The 17,105-nt window shown below is 52.3% G+C and carries 17 protein-coding genes; 6 read left to right on the top strand and 11 right to left on the bottom strand.

Annotated features, from left to right (window positions below; translation table 11 throughout):
• Positions 1-674: 674 nt before the first annotated feature.
• On the bottom strand, positions 675-2,723 hold the full coding sequence (locus tag Q4E40_RS15475; protein WP_303413433.1) for a S9 family peptidase: 2,049 nt from the start codon (positions 2,721-2,723) through the stop codon (positions 675-677).
• Positions 2,724-3,234: 511 nt separating this feature from the next.
• Here Q4E40_RS15475 and hisH point away from each other — a divergent pair.
• From hisH to hisIE, 4 genes are all read left to right on the top strand, one after another.
• Entirely contained in the window at positions 3,235-3,816 is a 582-nt protein-coding gene (gene hisH, locus Q4E40_RS15470) for an imidazole glycerol phosphate synthase subunit HisH (RefSeq protein ID WP_303413431.1), read from the top strand.
• Entirely contained in the window at positions 3,813-4,535 is a 723-nt protein-coding gene (gene hisA, locus Q4E40_RS15465; protein WP_303413429.1) for a 1-(5-phosphoribosyl)-5-[(5-phosphoribosylamino)methylideneamino]imidazole-4-carboxamide isomerase, read from the top strand. The genes hisH and hisA overlap by 4 nt, the downstream gene beginning before the upstream one ends.
• Positions 4,529-5,287: an imidazole glycerol phosphate synthase subunit HisF gene (gene hisF / locus Q4E40_RS15460; RefSeq protein WP_303413428.1), complete on the top strand. Its 759-nt coding sequence runs from the start codon at positions 4,529-4,531 to the stop codon at positions 5,285-5,287. The genes hisA and hisF overlap by 7 nt, the downstream gene beginning before the upstream one ends.
• Before the next feature lie 113 nt (positions 5,288-5,400).
• Positions 5,401-6,006, top strand: coding sequence for a bifunctional phosphoribosyl-AMP cyclohydrolase/phosphoribosyl-ATP diphosphatase HisIE (gene hisIE, locus Q4E40_RS15455; protein WP_303413427.1), 606 nt, complete (start codon positions 5,401-5,403; stop codon positions 6,004-6,006).
• Positions 6,007-6,057: 51 nt separating this feature from the next.
• Here hisIE and Q4E40_RS15450 read toward each other — a convergent pair whose 3' ends face one another.
• The 3 genes from Q4E40_RS15450 to Q4E40_RS15440 all read right to left on the bottom strand — a co-directional run bounded on the left by Q4E40_RS15450 (position 6,058) and on the right by Q4E40_RS15440 (position 8,160).
• On the bottom strand, positions 6,058-6,657 hold the full coding sequence (locus tag Q4E40_RS15450) for a hypothetical protein (protein ID WP_303413425.1): 600 nt from the start codon (positions 6,655-6,657) through the stop codon (positions 6,058-6,060).
• Between the two features lie 65 nt (positions 6,658-6,722).
• Complete coding sequence (locus tag Q4E40_RS15445; RefSeq protein WP_303413423.1) at positions 6,723-7,580, bottom strand: alpha/beta fold hydrolase; 858 nt, start codon at positions 7,578-7,580, stop codon at positions 6,723-6,725.
• 25 nt (positions 7,581-7,605) lie between these two features.
• A complete protein-coding gene (locus Q4E40_RS15440) occupies positions 7,606-8,160 on the bottom strand; it encodes a TetR/AcrR family transcriptional regulator (RefSeq protein ID WP_303413422.1) in 555 nt (184 codons plus the stop codon).
• A gap of 309 nt (positions 8,161-8,469) precedes the next feature.
• Between Q4E40_RS15440 and Q4E40_RS15435 the strand changes: the two genes are divergently transcribed.
• Positions 8,470-10,173, top strand: coding sequence for a DUF748 domain-containing protein (locus Q4E40_RS15435; protein WP_303413420.1), 1,704 nt, complete (start codon positions 8,470-8,472; stop codon positions 10,171-10,173).
• A gap of 171 nt (positions 10,174-10,344) precedes the next feature.
• Positions 10,345-11,151 (top strand): metallophosphoesterase, encoded by an 807-nt coding sequence (locus Q4E40_RS15430; RefSeq protein WP_303413419.1) that lies wholly within the window; start codon positions 10,345-10,347, stop codon positions 11,149-11,151.
• A 14-nt stretch (positions 11,152-11,165) separates the two neighbouring features.
• Here Q4E40_RS15430 and mnhG read toward each other — a convergent pair whose 3' ends face one another.
• Genes mnhG through Q4E40_RS15395 form a run of 7 tightly spaced genes read right to left on the bottom strand, consistent with a single transcriptional unit; the run spans position 11,166 to position 17,075 of the window.
• Positions 11,166-11,567, bottom strand: coding sequence for a monovalent cation/H(+) antiporter subunit G (mnhG, locus tag Q4E40_RS15425; protein WP_303413418.1), 402 nt, complete (start codon positions 11,565-11,567; stop codon positions 11,166-11,168).
• A 3-nt stretch (positions 11,568-11,570) separates the two neighbouring features.
• Entirely contained in the window at positions 11,571-11,840 is a 270-nt protein-coding gene (locus Q4E40_RS15420) for an MrpF/PhaF family protein (RefSeq protein ID WP_303413416.1), read from the bottom strand.
• The gene (locus Q4E40_RS15415; protein WP_303413414.1) at positions 11,837-12,334 is read right to left on the bottom strand and encodes a Na+/H+ antiporter subunit E; all 498 of its coding nucleotides are present in this window, start codon (positions 12,332-12,334) and stop codon (positions 11,837-11,839) included. The genes Q4E40_RS15420 and Q4E40_RS15415 overlap by 4 nt, the downstream gene beginning before the upstream one ends.
• A 1-nt stretch (position 12,335) precedes the next feature.
• Positions 12,336-13,844 carry a proton-conducting transporter transmembrane domain-containing protein gene (locus Q4E40_RS15410; protein WP_303413413.1) on the bottom strand — a complete coding sequence of 503 codons (1,509 nt, stop codon included), beginning with the start codon at positions 13,842-13,844 and terminating at the stop codon, positions 12,336-12,338.
• 9 nt (positions 13,845-13,853) lie between these two features.
• Positions 13,854-14,216, bottom strand: coding sequence for an NADH-quinone oxidoreductase subunit K (locus Q4E40_RS15405; protein ID WP_303413411.1), 363 nt, complete (start codon positions 14,214-14,216; stop codon positions 13,854-13,856).
• Positions 14,217-14,220: 4 nt separating this feature from the next.
• Entirely contained in the window at positions 14,221-14,763 is a 543-nt protein-coding gene (locus Q4E40_RS15400) for an MnhB domain-containing protein (protein ID WP_303413410.1), read from the bottom strand.
• On the bottom strand, positions 14,760-17,075 hold the full coding sequence (locus Q4E40_RS15395; RefSeq protein ID WP_303413408.1) for a putative monovalent cation/H+ antiporter subunit A: 2,316 nt from the start codon (positions 17,073-17,075) through the stop codon (positions 14,760-14,762). The genes Q4E40_RS15400 and Q4E40_RS15395 overlap by 4 nt, the downstream gene beginning before the upstream one ends.
• Positions 17,076-17,105: the final 30 nt, after the last annotated feature.

Genomic DNA, 17,105 nt, shown 5'->3' with positions numbered 1-17,105 from the left:
CGGTCTGGTTATACCTGAATCAGTGCCTATATCTGGCGAAGCTACTGTCTTCCTATACCTAACTGTATTGTTTTATAGCTTGCCCTGGCCGGGCGGGCCTCACTTTTTGTCTTGACACAAAAAGTAAGCAAAAAAGTCAAGACTCCCCAAACTCGCTGAACGCTCAAACAGTGGGTAGTCATTTGGTGCACCGGGCTTAGGCTATTTGCATTGTAGCTGGCGGGGCAAGTTACTCTTGCTATACCGGCCAGAGGTACAAAATCGTAACTACAGCGCCTTTACCTGTAAAATAGCAGTGGCTAATTCCACTCTTGAGAGGGGCAGGGGTGGTTGGACCCGGCATTAGCAAAATAACTGCTGTAACGACGAGGCTATACCTGAGAGATAGCAACTACCGAAAAGTCCCTCTTCGTAGGTATGCCTTTAAGTTCTAACGCATTCTCCGCTTGAGGGGAGCGCAGAGGGGTGTTTACATCTGCGAGAAAACTGATGGTTGGCCATTTACTGGCCTTTCGGCTCTGTATTTACACCCCTATAATCCCCTCAAGGGGATAGTTTATAGCAGAACTCAATAGCCCTGCCTTGGGTGCAGGGGGATGACAATCATGCACGAGAATCCTTCAAATCCTGATTCAAACAAAAAGCCCGGCTCTATTCAGACCGGGCTTTCTATCTTAATTTGCTTTTTTATCCAGCGTTTCGTCTAACCACTTGAAGAACTCACGCTGCCAAACGATGGCATTTTGCGGTTGCAGTACCCAGTGGTTTTCTTCTGGCAGGTATAGCAGGCGGCTCTTGAGGCCCTTGAGTTGGGCCAGTTGGAAGGCCTGCAAACCTTGCTCTATACCTACCCGGAAGTCCTGTCCGCCTTGCACGATCAGAATGGGCGTGTCCCATTTGTTGGCATGCTCGATCGGGTTAAACTCCTTGTAGCTTTGCGGTGATTTGGTTTCCCAGTAAGGACCTTTCAGCTCGTTGTTGGCGAAGAACATTTCTTCGGTAGTGCCATACCAGCTGCGCATGTCAAACAGGCCGTCGTGCGCGATGAAGGTTTTGAAGCGCCCTTCGTGCAGGCCAGCCAGCATAAACACGGAATAGCCACCGTAGCTCGCGCCAATGGCACCCAGACGGTCTTTGTCTACATAAGACTCTTTTGCCACATCATCGATGGCAGACAGGTAATCACGGATGGGCTGTCCGCCCCAGTCGCCACTGATCTGGCGGTTCCACTCCTCGCCATGTCCCGGCATGCCGCGGCGGTTAGGCGCCACCACGATGTAGCCCTGTGCCGCGATCAGCTGCATGTTCCAACGGTAAGAATAGAACTGCGTCAGCGCCGACTGCGGTCCGCCCTGGCAGTAGAGGAGCGTTGGGTATTTCTTGTTCGGATCGAAATCCGGCGGGTATATTACCCATGAAAACAGGTCTTTGCCATCGCTTGCTTTGGTGATGCGCGGCTCCACTTTGCTCTTGGCCAGCTTGCCGTATACCTCGTCGTTCACTTTCGTGAGCTGCGTCAGCTGGCCAGACTTGGTGTCCAGGCGGTACAGCTCCGGGGCGCGGTTCATGTCGTTGCGCGATACGATCAGGTTGTTTCCAGCCTGGCCCACGATGCCGTTCACGTCGAACTGGCCTTTGGTTACCTGGCGTATACCTTTGGCGGTGAACTTGTCGAGGTTCTTCGGAAGCGCGACCTCGTATACCTGGATCGTGCCTTTTGTTGGAGCTACAAACCAGATCTTGCTACCGTCGTTGCTCCACTCAAACCCATTGATCGTCTCGTCCCAGTCTTTGGTTAAGTTGTGCTTTTTACCCGATTTCGTGTCCAGCACGATCAGCTCGTTCTGGTCCGCTTCGTTGCCATCTTCGTCCATCGCAAGCCAGGCCAGTTTAGAGCCATCGGCGCTGTAGATCGGGTGGGTGTCGTAGCCTGGGTTGCTCTCGGTCAGGTTCGAGGTTTTGCCGCTGCCGATGTCGTAGCGGTAGATGTCGGTGTTAGTGCTCACGGCGTATTCCTTGCCGAACTTCTTCTTGCTCACATACAGGATGGCTTTGCTGTCAGGGCTCCAGATTGCGTCTTCCTTGCCACCGAACGGCATTTGCGGCGCATCAAATGGCTCGCCCTTCATCAGGTCTACCGGTGTGCCCAGCTGACCGTTGTTGTAGCTGGCAAAGAAAATGTGCTGAAATTTGCCGTCTTCCCAGGTATCCCAGTGGCGGTAGTTCAGGTCATCATATACGTAGGCGTCCGATTTCTTGAGTTCCGGGTAGATGTCGGTGCTGTGCATCTTTTTCACTTCCACCTCACGGGAGAACAGCATATGTTTACCGTCCGGGGAGAGGCGCACATTGCTGAGGCCACCTTCCACGTTGGTCAGCTGCTTCGGCTCGCCCTTGCCGCCTGCCAACTGCCACAGCTGCCCTTTGTGCAGGTATACGATGTTGCCTGTCGCTTTATCAATATGCACAACACTCTCGCCGCCCTTGGTAGAGGTCAGTTGCGTTGCTTGTCCGCCTGTAACAGGTATAGCATAGAGGTTGCGTTCGCTGTTATTTTCCTCCACATTGGGGTAGCTCACGCCATAGATCACGGACTTACCGTCGGGTGTTATGGTCTCGGCAGAAACCCGACCCAGCTTCCAGAGCAGTTCAGGTGTCATGCGCTGCTGTGCCTGCGCCATTGTCACGGCAAACACACCAGCCAGTATCATTATCTTTTTCATGCTCCAAAAATAACCTAAAAGCCGACATTCTGAAAAGACATTCGTATACCTTGTGAAAAAGAATCAGGTATACGCATGGTATTAAGCTGGGTGCAACATATCTTTGCAGCAATGAAAGGCACAATGGCACATCTGCACCATCATCATGCACGAAGCAATCGTTTCGGAGCCGTCTGCCTATGGATATGATTTAGTTTAACTAAGATATATTTTCCAAAAGCCTGACTCCGAAAAGAGTCAGGCTTTTTTTGTTTGTCTGAATCAGGGGTAGTCTGATTCTTTACTTTAAAGGAAAGTAGATTTTATGGGGGACCTGCTTTTTCAGGTTTATAGTCTGAAAGTCAAATTTCCAGTGCCTCCTGGTTGGCTTGACGAGGATTAGGAGATCATCAAAGTGGTTGCGGATCAGTTAATTCCGGGCAGCGAAATAAAATGATAAACAAAGTTACTTTACCAGAGTTAAGCTGTATTCCCAACTTCACTCTTTAACTCATAACTCTAAACTCAATAAATGAACCTCGTTATAGTTGATTACAAAGCCGGCAACGTACAGTCGGTGCTGTTCGCACTGGAGCGATTGGGAGTGCAGGCCACGCTGAGCTCCGATTTCGAGACGATCAGGGCGGCGGATAAGGTGATTTTTCCGGGAGTTGGCGAGGCCTCGTCGGCCATGGCGCAGCTGCGGGCCCGAAATCTAGATAAGCTTCTGCCAACGCTCCAACAGCCCTTTATTGGTGTTTGCCTGGGTATGCAGTTGCTTTGTGAGCATTCTGAAGAAGGCGATACGGAGATGCTCGGCATCATCCCGCTACCCGTCAAGCGATTCCAAACTGAGTTGAAGGTGCCGCACATGGGCTGGAACCAGCTCGAGAAGCTGCAGTCACCCCTGTTCACAGGTATAGCCGAAGGGGAGTACGCCTACTATGTGCACAGCTTTTATGTGCCGATGAGCGACTACACCATCGCGCAAACTTCTTACCCGGAGCCGTTTTCTGCCGCTTTGCAGTACAAAAACTTTTACGCAGCGCAGTTTCACCCCGAGAAAAGCGGTGCTGCCGGTTCCCAGATACTTGAAAATTTCTTAGCCATATGATGGATATAATACCGGCCATAGACTTGATCGACGGCCAATGTGTGCGCCTCACCGAGGGCGACTTCGCCCAGCAAACGACCTACGACAGCAATCCCCTGGAAGTAGCCAAGCGCTTTGAAGCGAACGGTATCAAGCGACTGCACCTGGTGGACCTGGATGGCGCCCGTGCCCGCAAACCGGTAAACCTAAACGTGCTCGAGAGTATTGCCGCCAACACCAGCCTCACCATTGACTTTGGCGGTGGCTTGCAGTCCGATGAAGCGGTGCAACAGGCTTTTGATGCCGGGGCCGCGCAGATCACGGCGGGTAGTATTGCGGTGCGGGAGCCGGAGAAAGTTAAAAACTGGTTGCTTGAGTACGGTGCTGACAAGATCATTATAGGAGCCGATTTCAAAGGTACGAACATCGCTATTAGTGCCTGGACCGAGGAGAGTAAGTATCCGCTTCAGGATTTTATGTCAGGCTACCTTACAACCGGGGCCAAACTTTTCATCTGCACCGATGTGAGTAAGGACGGCAAACTGCAGGGGCCTTCCATCAATACCTACCGTCATCTGAAACTCACTTTGCCCGAGGCGCAGTTGATTGCCAGCGGTGGCGTAACGACCGTGCAGGATCTGGAGGAGCTGCAGGAGATCGGCGTAAAGGGTGCCATCATCGGCAAGGCGATCTACGAAGGAACAATTACACTAAAGGATTTAGCGCGATTTTTATGTTAACCAAACGCATTATACCTTGTCTGGATATCAAAAATGGCCGCACCGTAAAAGGGGTCCGATTTGAAAACATCCGCGATGCCGGCGACCCGGTGGAGCTGGCCAAATGGTACGCCGAGCAAGGCGCCGACGAACTGGTGTTTCTGGATATCACGGCCACCAACGAAGAGCGCAAAACCTTCGCTGAACTTGTGCGCGACATTGCCCGCCACATCGATATTCCTTTCACTGTGGGGGGTGGCATTAGTGCTGTGGCCGATGTGGAGGTGCTCTTAATGGCAGGGGCCGATAAAGTTTCCATCAACTCGGCTGCCATCCGCAACCCGCAGCTAATAGAGGATTTAGCCAAACGCTTTGGCAGTCAGTGCGTGACTGTTGCCGTCGACACCAAGTATACCGAAGTCACCGGTTGGAAGGTATACGCCAGGGCTGGTACTGTAGAAACCGAGCATACCACTGTTGACTGGACCAGACAGGTTGTAGACTTAGGAGCAGGCGAGATTCTGCTCACCAGCATGAACAACGACGGCACCAAAGCGGGCTTTGCGCTGGATATCACTAGGTCTGTTTCAGAAGCTGTTGCTGTTCCCGTGGTCGCTTCGGGAGGCGCCGGCACCATGCAGCATTTTGCCGATGCTTTCCAGATAGCCCATGCCGACGCCGCCCTTGCCGCCAGTCTTTTCCACTTCCGCGAACTGTCTATACCTGACCTGAAGCAGTTCCTGAAGGCGGAAGGTATAGCCGTAAGGTATTAGTAATTGAGTGAATGGTTAAATGAAACTTTGCAGGGACAGGTTGTTACCAACCCGAATCGTGTACCAAACAACAATTTAACCATCAACAATTTAACAATTTTTAAACTGTTCCTATGTTGGATTTCGATAAAATGGGTGGGCTTATACCTGCTGTAATACAGGATGCTGATACCAGCCAGGTGCTGATGCTGGGCTACATGAACCGGGAGGCATTTGACAAAACCCAAAAAGAGGGGCTGGTGACATTTTTCTCCCGCTCCAAAAACCGCCTCTGGACCAAGGGCGAAACCTCAGGCCATACCCTGCAGGTGGTTACCATTGCCGAAGACTGTGACAATGACTCCCTGTTGATCAAGGTGAAGCCAAACGGGCCAACCTGCCACACCGGCGACACCAGTTGTTTTGGGGAAGATGCAACAGCCAAACGCATGGCGGCGATTCAATTTATCGCCAGGCTTGAGGAGGTGATACAGCAGCGCAAAGCAAACCCGACGGAAGCATCCTATACCAATTTCCTGTTCGACAAAGGCGTGAACAAGATTGCCCAGAAAGTAGGGGAAGAGGCTGTTGAAACCGTAATCGATGCGGTGGCCGGCAAACTGGATACCATGAAGGGAGAGGCCGCCGACCTGCTTTACCACTTACTGGTGCTGTTAGCGGCCACAGGCCTGGAACTGGCGGATGTGGTGACTGTGCTGCAGGAGCGGCATAAAAAATAAAGACCAGCCGCAAACGCGGCTGGTCCATACCTTATGGATAGGCTGAAGCGCCTAGTGAGTGTTTACCAGTTTCAGGTTGTTGAAACTACCTTTTAAGGTAATGTCGCATTTGCGGGGTTTCGCAGGGTTGCTTTCATAAGCCGTAGGATCTGAAACGCCACTGATCCTCACTTCAAAACTGCCGCTTGCCAGTCCGGTCGTGGCATTGTATGCCTTTATCTCAATATTGCCCTCCATCCGGTTGCCACTGCTAAAAAGAGCGCTTTTGCTGGTCTTGTTGTAGTAGTGGTAATAGGTGATGTCGGCGCGCCCCTTTTTGTTGTTCGAAAGCGAACGGATTGGATAATTGCCGATGTAGCCGTTCAAAAGCTCCGCTTGCCTGATGCTAAAAACCACTGCGTCATTGCCTGTCGGACGTGACGGCGCAAAATCTATCTGCAGCTTTTCTTCATCCGCTAAGAGTTGCATTTCCCTCAGGCTAAGGCTGTAAACGGCTTTTTCCTCCTCCTCGGATTCCAGGTAATTAAAAGACCTTTCCATGGTAGCCTCCACTTTCGGCACGATCGTGGTGCTTTCTTCATCCTGCTTGTCGCATGAAAATGTGAGAAAAGCGATGACTAAAAGCCATGTAGAAGGTATGATCTTTTTCATAGTTTTAATTTGACTATAAAAGTATGAAAAAGAATACTATATCTGCAATAAATATTACATATTCTTTATATAAAATGTTTAATACTATCAGCGATTTCTCCTCCTTTTTCTTCCTGCACGAAATGCCCGGCCTCAAAACGCTTCACGTGCGCTTCCGGGAAGGCTTGCTGCCATTTGTCAAGCAGATGTAAGGGGAGCAGCTTGTCTTTTTCGCCCCAAAGTATCAGTTTAGGTATAGCGCGCAGTTTTTCTCGCTGTTCCCAAAGGCTGTCAAACCATGGACCTGCTTCCTTTAGCGCAACTGCAAAGTGCCAGGTGCCTATCCGGTTGCGGCTGTTGTTGAGCGGCTTCAGATAATGCTGGTGCACGTCCTTGCTGAGGTGGCGTTTTTGGTGATAACCCTTCGGCAGGAGCATGCGGGCTGAAAAACCCAGGTTCAGGTATAGAAACTGCCCGACACTGCCATTGAGAAAACCACTGACCTTCATCATCTGCGCTTCGTTTTCGAGCGACCACATCCAGGTATTCAAAATAACGAGCCGCTTCACATTTTCCGGGTGCTTCAGGGCATAACTCAAACCAATGGGCCCACCAAAATCATGTACTACCAGCGTAATGTCTTTCAATTGCAGATGATTGATGAGTTGCTCCAGGTTGTGTGCATGCGCTTCGGGCGTATAGGCAAAGTCAACCGGCTTTTCCGACAGGCCGAAACCCAGGTGATCGGGCGCTATGCAGCGGTGGGTGCGGCTGAGGGCCTTGATCTGCTGCCGCCAGACGAAAGACCAGGTGGGCGTACCGTGCACAAACACAATGGGTTCGCCCTGGCCTTCATCTACAAAATGCATTTGACCGGTTTGCAACTGCAGCGTGTGGTGCGCAAACGGGTATAGAATACGGTCAAGCCATTTAGGTGAGTTCATAGAATTTTGATATAACAATCAACAATCACTTCTTATACTTCATGATCAGGAGCGAAGCCACGTCATCGATGGGATAATGGTCGTAGAGCAGAAAATGGCTTGACATACCGTCGATGGAGGCGAACAGGAGTTTGGCTTCGAGGTCAGGGAAGGGGATGCCCGCCTCAATCAGGTTTTGTCGGATACGGTCTTCTATGTAGGCTGTCTGTTCCTGCATTTCGGTCATCAGTTGCCTCACTACTTCGGACTGTATCCTGATGCCATGCAGCAATTTCCAGAAATCCTGTTTCTCTTTCAGCAGCTTTACCGTTTGCCGGATGTGCTGTTCTATTCCGGAGCCACCTTGTTCGGGGGATTGCACAAAGGAGGCATGTATGTCTTCCACGCTGCGCCGGAAAATCTCTTCCAGCAACTCGTCTTTGCTTTTGAAATAATTATAAAGGAGCCCGAGCGACATACCTGCCTCACCGGCAATGTTCCGGATCGAGGTGGCTTCGTAGCCCTTCGATGCAAAAAGTCTTAAGGCGACTTCAACCAACTTATTGATGCTGAGTTCTCTTTTTTCCTGAAACCGGGGCATAGTATAGGGAGCGTAAGCTTAAATATACTATGATTGAACGTTCGTTCATAATTAAAGTTGAGATTTTAGCTGTTTTTGCTCTAGCTGACGCGGCTTCAGGCTTGGGGACGAGTCTTATGACTGTTCAATCCTTATAACGGCTGCTCCTTTTGCCAGCGTATACCTGATGAGCGATTATTATGCAGAGCGCTCTGGAATTGCCATAAAATTTGGGCTGTGAAGGTTAATGGAAAATATAGCAAGTGTCAGGGTGCCGTGTTATAAACACATCAGGCTTGTGTTCGTATTCATCTGAAACTAACCCGAAACGTGGAAATAAAAACGCTCTTCCAGAAATGGTGGGTATGGCTACTCCTCATTCTTGCACTTCTCTTCATCCTCATTGGCATTCTCACCTCCCTGTATTTTAACCCCTGGCTAAAGCGGGAACTTGAGTCGCGTGTAAAAACCGAATCAAACGGGCTCTATACCTTAAAACTGCACGGCCTTGAGGCTTCACTACTAAGCGGGCGCATTACAGCAGACTCCATCCAGCTGCTGCCTGACTTTCAGGTATGGAAACAGCACCACGAGACAACTCAGCAAGACACGGCAGCCGTGAAAGCGCCCCGCACCCTGATCGATCTAAAAACTAACAAACTGGTACTGGCGGGTATAAATTTCATTGGTGTTTTGCGTGGCAAACCACTAGATCTGAGCAGACTGCAGATTAGTCAGCCCAACCTGCTGGTCACCGAAATGCGGCAGGACACAACAGAGAGCCACGAGCCGCTGCACAAATCGGTGGACGGGATAATGAAAGGCCTGCGGATCGGGAGCATGGAGATAGAGGACGCTATACTTCGCATCAGGGAAGGCCAGGATGCTAAAGCAGACCGGATCGCTCTGGAGGATTTCACAATCACGGTGAAAGACTTTCAACTGGACAGCACCTCTTTCCTGGACAAGGAACGCGCCTATTACGCCAGCCGCATTGCCTTAGAATCGGGTAAAGCCGAGTTCAGGTTTCCGGACGGAACTTACAAACTTCAGGCGACTGCCCTTAAAGCCAACACGGCAGACGGTACGCTCAACATCGGCAACCTGAAACTGTTTCCACTGCTGGATAACGCAGCGCTGGCACGGTTGAAAGGCAAAGCTGTTTCGACGATGCAACTGGAAGTTCCTGAAATTAACCTCAACGGGGTCGACTATAGGGTGCATTCGCAATACAATAACCTGGTTGCCGGCAACGTGGTGATCAAGAACCCTTCCTTAAGCGCCTACATGGATCGGAAAAATTTCAATGCGAAAGGAAACAAACCGCTCCCGCATGATTTCATCCAGGAGTTAAAAACCGGTCTGACCATTCAAAAAGTAGAGGTGCAAGGTATGCACATCCATTATGAAGAGCATGCTGAGAAATCCAAAGAAAAGGGCACGATCACCTTCGAGAATATTGATGCCACGATCAGCAATGTGACCAACGACAAAAACCGCATGTCCGCTAAGAATCCCGCTGTTATTGATGCCAGAGCAGCGCTATACGGAAAAGCGCCGCTGGCTGTCACCATCAGGCTGAACCTGCTGGACCCCGATGGCTACCATACCATAGAGGGTACAGCCGGCCCCGCTGATCCGGCCATCTTAAACGACATCCTGGAGCCGACCGCTTTTATTAGTGTGAAAGAAGGCAGTCTGCAGAAAAGTGATTTCAAGATAGAACTCTACCGCAACAAGGCCCGCGGCAACCTGAATGTGCGCTATCAAAATTTCAAAGTGGATTTGCTAACCAAAGATGAAGGCGAACGTCAGTCAACTGGCAAGAAAATACTCTCGAAAGTGGCCAACAAATTTGTGATAGTATCCCACAACCCCAAAGAGGGAGAAGCGCTACGGGCTGGTGCTATTGAGGTGGTGCGCGCCAAAAGACGCTCGGTCTTTAATTACTGGAAAGACTGCCTCGTGAGCGGATTTCAAACGGCTGCAGGTATAGAGGGCGTCGGTGCCAACCTCCAGGACCCCAATAGGTAATGAGAATAAGCAGCAGGGGCCACCTTAAAGCTTAGAACCAGAAAACACTGTCTGAAAAAGTATAATTATTGGAGACTTAAAAAAAAATAACACTGGAAATCTAACCCGTAGGGCCATTTGTTAGTTATTATATTGGTTAAGACCGGACCAGAATCGATACAATAAAAGAATATGCACCACGAGCCAGACAGAAGTGGAAACCTGATACTGAAAGACCTGCACGGCCATTTCCATGTCATTGGAGATGTGCACGGCTGTTTTGATGAATTACTGGCACTGCTTCAAAAGCTGGGTTATGAGGTACAAGACGACCAGGAAGCTGGCAGGTACCGCGTGACGCCACCAGCAGGTTGCATTGCCGTATTTGTAGGCGATCTGGTGGACCGCGGTCCGAACTCACCCGAGGTGCTGCGCCTGGTCATGGACATGGTAGAGCAGGATGTGGCCCTCTGCGTCAGTGGCAACCACGACGACAAGCTATACCGCAAGCTGATGGGGCGCAACGTGCAGGTACGCCACGGGCTGGAGCTGACCATGGCCCAGCTCGAAAATTACGATCAAGCCTTTATACTCAGGGTGCGGGAATTTCTGGGACACCTGCCACACCACATCATACTGGATGAAGGTCGCCTGGTGGTAGCGCACGCCGGCCTGGAGGAGCGCCTGCACGGACGGCACAGCAAATCGGTGCGCGATCTTTGCCTGTATGGGCCTACCACCGGGGAGGTGGATGCCCATGGCCTGCCTGTTCGCCTCGACTGGGCCGCGGAATACTCCGGTGTGGCGGTAGTGGTTTACGGGCACACACCTGTTCGGGAGCCGCGCTGGAAGAACAACACCATCAACATTGACACGGGCTGCGTTTTTGGGGGTAAACTCACCGCACTCACCTATCCCGATCACATTTTAACCACAGTCGAGGCCTTCGACACCTACGCCGACTCCATACGGCCTTTTCTACATCATCCCACGCACTGATCCCGCTATACCTGCTACAAATGCTTGTTGTCCCGCTCATGGTCGCGGTGGGTGCTATGCTCTTTGCGCAGGTAGTCTTTAAACTCCTCAAGGTCAGTGGGACCCCAAAACGGGATCTTGTTGCGCACAGCGGTTCGCCCGATCACGTGTGCCGCCACTGGCGTGGTCAGGAACGTGAAGCCGATGATCAATAGCACTTTCAAAAGCATGTCGGCCTCGTTAAAGTACGTTCCCATACCTGTCAGAATTAGACCAAGCCCCAGCGTCGACCCTTTGGTGATGGCTGACATGCGGATGTAGAAGTCAGGGAAGCGCAAAAGGCCGATGGCGGCGATCAGCATGAAGATGACCCCTATGATAATGAGGATCGAACTGATGATTTCGCGGATGAGCAGAAAATTAATGTTTTCGAACATAGGCTAACGGGATGATTTCAGGAGGTAATAAGCGAAGGAGATGGAGCCAAGGAAACCGAACAGGGACAGAATAATGGCCACGTCTATAAAGTCCTTGTTGCCTGTAAGCTCCGTGTAGATGGCCACAATACCAATGATGTTGGCCACGAACAAATCAAAGCACGTAATGCGGTCAGGCAATGAAGGGCCCAACGCAAATCGTATACCGATCAGGACGAGGCAAATGCTGAGGGCGGCCATGGCAAATATGAGAGTGAAGGAAAATAGGCTCATCGGGTCAGTTTCAATATTCTTGTTTCAAATCCGTCTTTAACTTCCTGTTTTGCTGATTCCACATCGTTGTCCTTTACATAAAGGGTGTGCATGTAGATAAACCGGCGGTCGGCGCTTACATCGATCATAAGCGAGCCCGGCGTCAGGGTGATCATGGTAGCCAGCAGCGTAATTTCCAGGTCGGTCGTAACAGTCAGCGGCACAGCCAGCACGGCAGGATTCATATGGTAATTGGGTGTCAGGATGTCGTAGGCAACCCGAAAGTTGGCCACAACCAGCTCTTTCAGGAAAAAAACAAACAGACTGATCGCCCTCGGCAGTTTATGAAAGTAGGAGCGGTGGTAAGTAGGTGAGGTCAGCCAGAGCAGAAACATGATAAAGGATGCCACCAGCACCGCCCAGATCGCATTGTAAGGCACGAAGGGATCACCGTATTTGAAATACAGGTAACTGCCGACGAAAGCGATCAGGAAATGGACGATAAATGTTTTCATGCTACCTTTTCAATACGGCGTTAATGTATAATTCGCTGTTCAGAAGTTGCTCGGCCGCCAATTGTGCCATTGCCACCACCGGCTCAGCATAAAGCCCGACAAAGAGAATGAACCCCGTCATCAAAACGACCGGCAGGTGGAGCAGCCGGAGGTCGCGCTGCTGCTGCTGCGTCATCACTTCCGACAACGGGTCCACGTCGGGTTTTTTTTTCCAGAACACTTCGTTCCAGATCTTGGTCATCGAGAAAAGGGTCATTAGGCTGACGGCCAGCGAAACCAGTACGATGGCAAAACTGTCGATTTCGAAACCGGCCCTGGCCAGCATGAATTTGCCCCAGAACCCGGAGAGGGGTGGTATACCCGCCAGCGAGAAGGCCGAAATGAAAAACAACACCGACAGGAGGGGCTGCTGCAGGTATATGCCGCCAAGTTTTTTAAGTGCGAAGGTACCGTGCCGGCGCGCCACCACACCACTGATCAGAAAGAGATTGGTCTTGACCAGGATGTTGTGGATGATGAAGTAGATGCTCCCCGCAATGGCCAGTGGCGTGAACAGCGCCAGCCCCATCAGCATATACCCGATCTGGCTCACGATGTGAAAGGACAGGATCTTGCGAAAATCGTTTTGCGAAGCGGCCCCCAGCACCCCGATCACCATGGTAAAGCCCGCCAGCACCGTGAAGAGTGGTATGGTCAGGTCCTGGTCGGTGACAAAGATCAGCGTGAAAAGACGAATAAGCGCATACATACCCACCTTGGTGATGATGCCTGCTATAAAAGCCGAAATGGCAATAGGCGGTGTGTGGTAGGAGGCCGGGAGCCAGAAGAACAGCGGGAAAATGGCAGCCTTGATGCCGAATGCGATCAGGAAAAACATGCCCGCCATGGTAATGAGGGCCGGGTGCGCGACCGGCATGCGCACCAGCACCGCCAGTTCAGCCAGGTTGAGCGAACCCAGCGTGCCGTATACCACTCCTATACCTGTCAGCAGAAAATTGGTAGCCAGAAAGTTGATGGTCACGTACTTGATCGCCCCCTCTAACTGCGGTTTGGTGCCGCCCAGCGCAATGAGTACAAAGCAGCAGATCAGCAGCACTTCGAACCAGACAAAGAGGTTGAACAGGTCGCCCGTCAGGCAGGCACCCGACACGCCCAGCTGCAGGATGAGGAGCACCGGGTAGTAGCCAAACGATTGCCGTGCCTTGTCGAGCCCCTTGATGGAGAACAGGTAAATGGCCGTGCCGGTGATGGAGCTGGTGATCACCATCATTGCACTGAATAAATCCGCCACGAGCGTAATGCCGAAGGGTGCGGGCCAGCTACCGATCTGAGTGGTCCGGATGCCGTTTTCATTGATGTCGAAGAGCAGCAGAAAAGTAGCGACCAGCAGACAGACCTGTGCCAGGATGCCGATAAACTGTTGCACGCGCACAGACCGCCAGAAAAAGAGGCTCAGGATAGCCCCATACAGCGGAATGAGTATAGGCAACATGATCAGCAGGTGGTTCATACAGGGTGCTTAGTGGTTTTCATCGATCTGGTCGGTGGTGTTCATGTCGTCGAGGTCAGTGGTGCCGAACGACTGGTATACCCGTTTGATGAGCACAATGGTAAAGGACTGGATGCCGAAGCCGATCACGATGGCCGTGAGCAGCAGCGCCTGCGGCACCGGGTCGGCAAAAGGCTCCACGGCTACGCTTTCGTCCTGCCCGATAATGGCCGAGCCCCCGCGTGTCAGCCGGCCGATGACGAACAGAAAGAGGTTAGTGGCCAGCCCCGACAGGATCAGCCCAAGTATCAGCCGGAAGAAATGCCGGTGCAGAATCAGGTATAGGCTCGCCGAAAAAAGTATTCCGATGATAAAAGGCAGTATAAATTCCATGGTCTTATTCTTCTGACATCACAAAGGTTATTTTAAGCACCACCCCGATCACGAGCAGGTATACGCCAACATCAAACAGGATCGGCGTGCCCGGCTTACCCAGCACAGGTATGTAAAAGTCAGTCCAGTAGGCGTGCATGTAAGGTTGGCCGGAAAGCAGGCCGAGCATTCCGCTGGTGGCCGCCAGAAAAAGCCCTGTGGCGATAATGTAAACAGACTCGATGCGGATCATGCGGTGCCTTATTTCCGGATGCCGGGCCATTTTTCTCCGCCTCCACACATTCACGCGCATCATCCGCATCAGGTAGAGCGAGCGGCTTTGGTTCGGCTGCCGTGGGTAGCCGTAGAGGTTGAGCTTCAGGAAGGTGTCCACGGTGTGCTGCGGGCCATGCGTCATGGTATGGAAAACGAAAGCGATGGACCCGATCAGCCCCCCGATGAAGCCCCCGCCCGGGTGGTTGTGGCCCCGGAACAAGGTATAGACCGAGAAGATGATGAAGAGTGGGATGAGGATGCGAATGGCAGTCGCGAGTATAATGGTTTTCATGGTTTGTCTCCTTTCTGCATGCGTAGTTTCAGCATGGCCATGATACCGATGGCTGCCACGGCCAGCACCACGATCTCGCCAAGCGTGTCGAAGGCCCTGAAATCCACCAAAATCACATTGACGATGTTACGCCCCTGCCCGAGCAGGTAGCTGTTTTCGCCGTAATAGGCTTTTATCTCCGAATCGAGGGGATACTGCTTCACGATCAGGATAACGTATGTCATCACGGCTCCGAAAGCGAGCGAGAGCAGTATGTATTTGTAGCGCTCTGCGGCGTGCGAGAGGTATCCGAACGTTGGGAGTTTGTGCAAAATCAACACGAAAATCACGACCGTGAGCGTTTCGATGAGCAACTGCGTGGCCGCTACATCAGGCGCCCCGAACAGGATGTAAAGGAGCGCTGCCGAGTAACCGACAATGCCCATGATGGCAATGGAGGTTAGGCGGGACTGGGACTTAAACAGGAAGACGAGCGCCGATACAAGCATCAGCAGCAGCACCACTTCATACAAACGCAGCTGGGAGAGTTGATCCAGGCGGTTAGTCAGCTCCAGCCGCGGGCCGTTTTCCCAGAGTGCGAGCACGATCAGGGATATGTGCGCCGTGACGATGGCCGCAATGTAACTGCGAAGATAGCCGTTCTGTATGGTAGCTGTAATTTTGGTGGCCCCGGCAAGAAAGCCCTTGAGGGTGAGTTGGTAAAGGTTGGCTGGTCCGAAGAGGTACAGATCGTTAAAGCGGCTGGCGTAGCTCAGCAGTCGGTTGGCCTTACGGTACAACACATAGCCCAGCAGAACAGTAATTACACTAAGACCCAGCGCCAGCGTAAAACCGTGCCACAGGGCCAGCTCAAACACCTGCTCCACACCCAGCATGGACTCTGCGGCGCGGCGCAACAACGGGGTCACAAAAAAGCCCTGCAGCAGTCCGAACACAAGTCCAGTACCAGCCAGTATAACGGGTGGCAGGTATAGCAGAGGTTTGTCGGGGTGCTGCAGCGCAGTGGGGCTCTCGCTGCGACGCCAGAAGACGCCAAAGCCCAACGCGATCGCAACGGACACAAACACCATCCCGGAGAAGAAGCTCACCGCAAAGAGCATCCACCGGAACGGACTTTCCTGGAGTGAGGCCTCGTAGAGCAGCTCTTTGCCGATGAACCCAAAAAAAGGCAGGATGCCGGCCATGGACATACCGGCCAGCAAAGCCGCAATGGCGGTGTAGCGCATGGAGCCTGACAAGCCTGTGAGTTGTGTCAGGTCGCGGGTGCCGGTGGCGTGATCCACGTTGCCGGCCACCAGAAACAAGGTGCCTTTGTAGAGGGCGTGTGCCAGCAGGAAAACCACCATCGCCTCCATGGCTGGAGCGGTTCCTATACCTGTCATGGTCACCAGCAGGCCCAGTGCGCTGATGGTAGTGTAGGCCAGTATGGCTTTCAGGTCGACGTGCTGCGTGGCCAAAAACGCGCCCAGCACGGTGGTGATGCCGCCCACCAGCATCAGGGTATACTGCCACTCGTCGGTCCCTCCCATGACGGGGGTAAGCCGGGCCAGCAGGTAGACGCCGGCCTTCACCATGGTGGCCGAGTGCAGGTAGGCGCTGACAGGCGTGGGTGCTTCCATGGCGTTGGGGAGCCAGAAGTGAAAGGGGAACTGCGCAGACTTTGTAAAAGCACCCAGCAGGAGCAACACGAGTGCGGGCAGGTATAGCGCGTGGTTCGTTACCACATCACCCCGCTGCAGCAACTCGCTCAAAGTATAGCTTCCGCCTGCCATCCCCAGCAGAATGAGGCCGCCCATCAGGGCCATGCCGCCGAGCCCGGTAACGAGCAGAGCCTGCAGGGCTGAGCTGCGTGATTTTTCCTTGTCCTGGTTGAAACCGATGAGCAGGTATGAGCTGATGCTGGTAAGCTCCCAGAATACAAAAATGGAAATTATATTGCCTGCCAACACAAGCCCGAGCATCGCCGTCATAAACAGGGTCAGGTATAGGTAGAACCGCCCCAGCAAGGGATGACCTTTGAGGTAGCCGACAGCGTAAAGCATGATAAGGGTGCCAAAGCCCGTGATCAGCAAGGCGAAGAGCAGGCTGAGTCCGTCAAGGAAAAAGTGCAGGTTGATGTTGAGAGAAGGAGCCCATGTATGGAGTTCGCCCAAATTTTCGCCGCCAAGCACAGCGGGTGCAAGCGTCAGCAGGTATACGAAGATGGAAAAGGGCAGCAAGGCCATAGGCGCGTACACCCACTTGCCGAGCCAGCGGTAGAGCAGAGGCGCGGCAAGTGCCAACAGGAAACCTGCGAGTATAGCTAAAAACATCAAAAATGCTTAGTTTGTAGAAGTATCCTT

The sequence above is a fragment of the Pontibacter coccineus genome, assembly GCF_030546575.1.
Taxonomy (GTDB): domain Bacteria; phylum Bacteroidota; class Bacteroidia; order Cytophagales; family Hymenobacteraceae; genus Pontibacter; species Pontibacter coccineus.
This window is presented reverse-complemented; position numbering and strand designations above follow the sequence as displayed.

Bases quoted from the DNA above. Each gene is read 5' to 3' on its own strand.
- Q4E40_RS15475 (WP_303413433.1), bottom strand. From the start codon at position 2,723: ATGAAAAAGATAATGATACTGGCTGGTGTGTTTGCCGTGACAATGGCG.
- hisH (WP_303413431.1), top strand. From the start codon at position 3,235: ATGAACCTCGTTATAGTTGATTACAAAGCCGGCAACGTACAGTCGGTG.
- Q4E40_RS15405 (WP_303413411.1), bottom strand. From the start codon at position 14,216: ATGGAATTTATACTGCCTTTTATCATCGGAATACTTTTTTCGGCGAGC.
- Q4E40_RS15440 (WP_303413422.1), bottom strand. From the start codon at position 8,160: ATGCCCCGGTTTCAGGAAAAAAGAGAACTCAGCATCAATAAGTTGGTT.
- Q4E40_RS15420 (WP_303413416.1), bottom strand. From the start codon at position 11,840: ATGAGCCTATTTTCCTTCACTCTCATATTTGCCATGGCCGCCCTCAGC.
- hisF (WP_303413428.1), top strand. From the start codon at position 4,529: ATGTTAACCAAACGCATTATACCTTGTCTGGATATCAAAAATGGCCGC.
- Q4E40_RS15430 (WP_303413419.1), top strand. From the start codon at position 10,345: ATGCACCACGAGCCAGACAGAAGTGGAAACCTGATACTGAAAGACCTG.
- Q4E40_RS15395 (WP_303413408.1), bottom strand. From the start codon at position 17,075: ATGTTTTTAGCTATACTCGCAGGTTTCCTGTTGGCACTTGCCGCGCCT.
- Q4E40_RS15445 (WP_303413423.1), bottom strand. From the start codon at position 7,580: ATGAACTCACCTAAATGGCTTGACCGTATTCTATACCCGTTTGCGCAC.
- Q4E40_RS15400 (WP_303413410.1), bottom strand. From the start codon at position 14,763: ATGAAAACCATTATACTCGCGACTGCCATTCGCATCCTCATCCCACTC.
- hisIE (WP_303413427.1), top strand. From the start codon at position 5,401: ATGTTGGATTTCGATAAAATGGGTGGGCTTATACCTGCTGTAATACAG.
- Q4E40_RS15415 (WP_303413414.1), bottom strand. From the start codon at position 12,334: ATGAAAACATTTATCGTCCATTTCCTGATCGCTTTCGTCGGCAGTTAC.
- hisA (WP_303413429.1), top strand. From the start codon at position 3,813: ATGATGGATATAATACCGGCCATAGACTTGATCGACGGCCAATGTGTG.
- mnhG (WP_303413418.1), bottom strand. From the start codon at position 11,567: ATGTTCGAAAACATTAATTTTCTGCTCATCCGCGAAATCATCAGTTCG.
- Q4E40_RS15450 (WP_303413425.1), bottom strand. From the start codon at position 6,657: ATGAAAAAGATCATACCTTCTACATGGCTTTTAGTCATCGCTTTTCTC.
- Q4E40_RS15410 (WP_303413413.1), bottom strand. From the start codon at position 13,844: ATGAACCACCTGCTGATCATGTTGCCTATACTCATTCCGCTGTATGGG.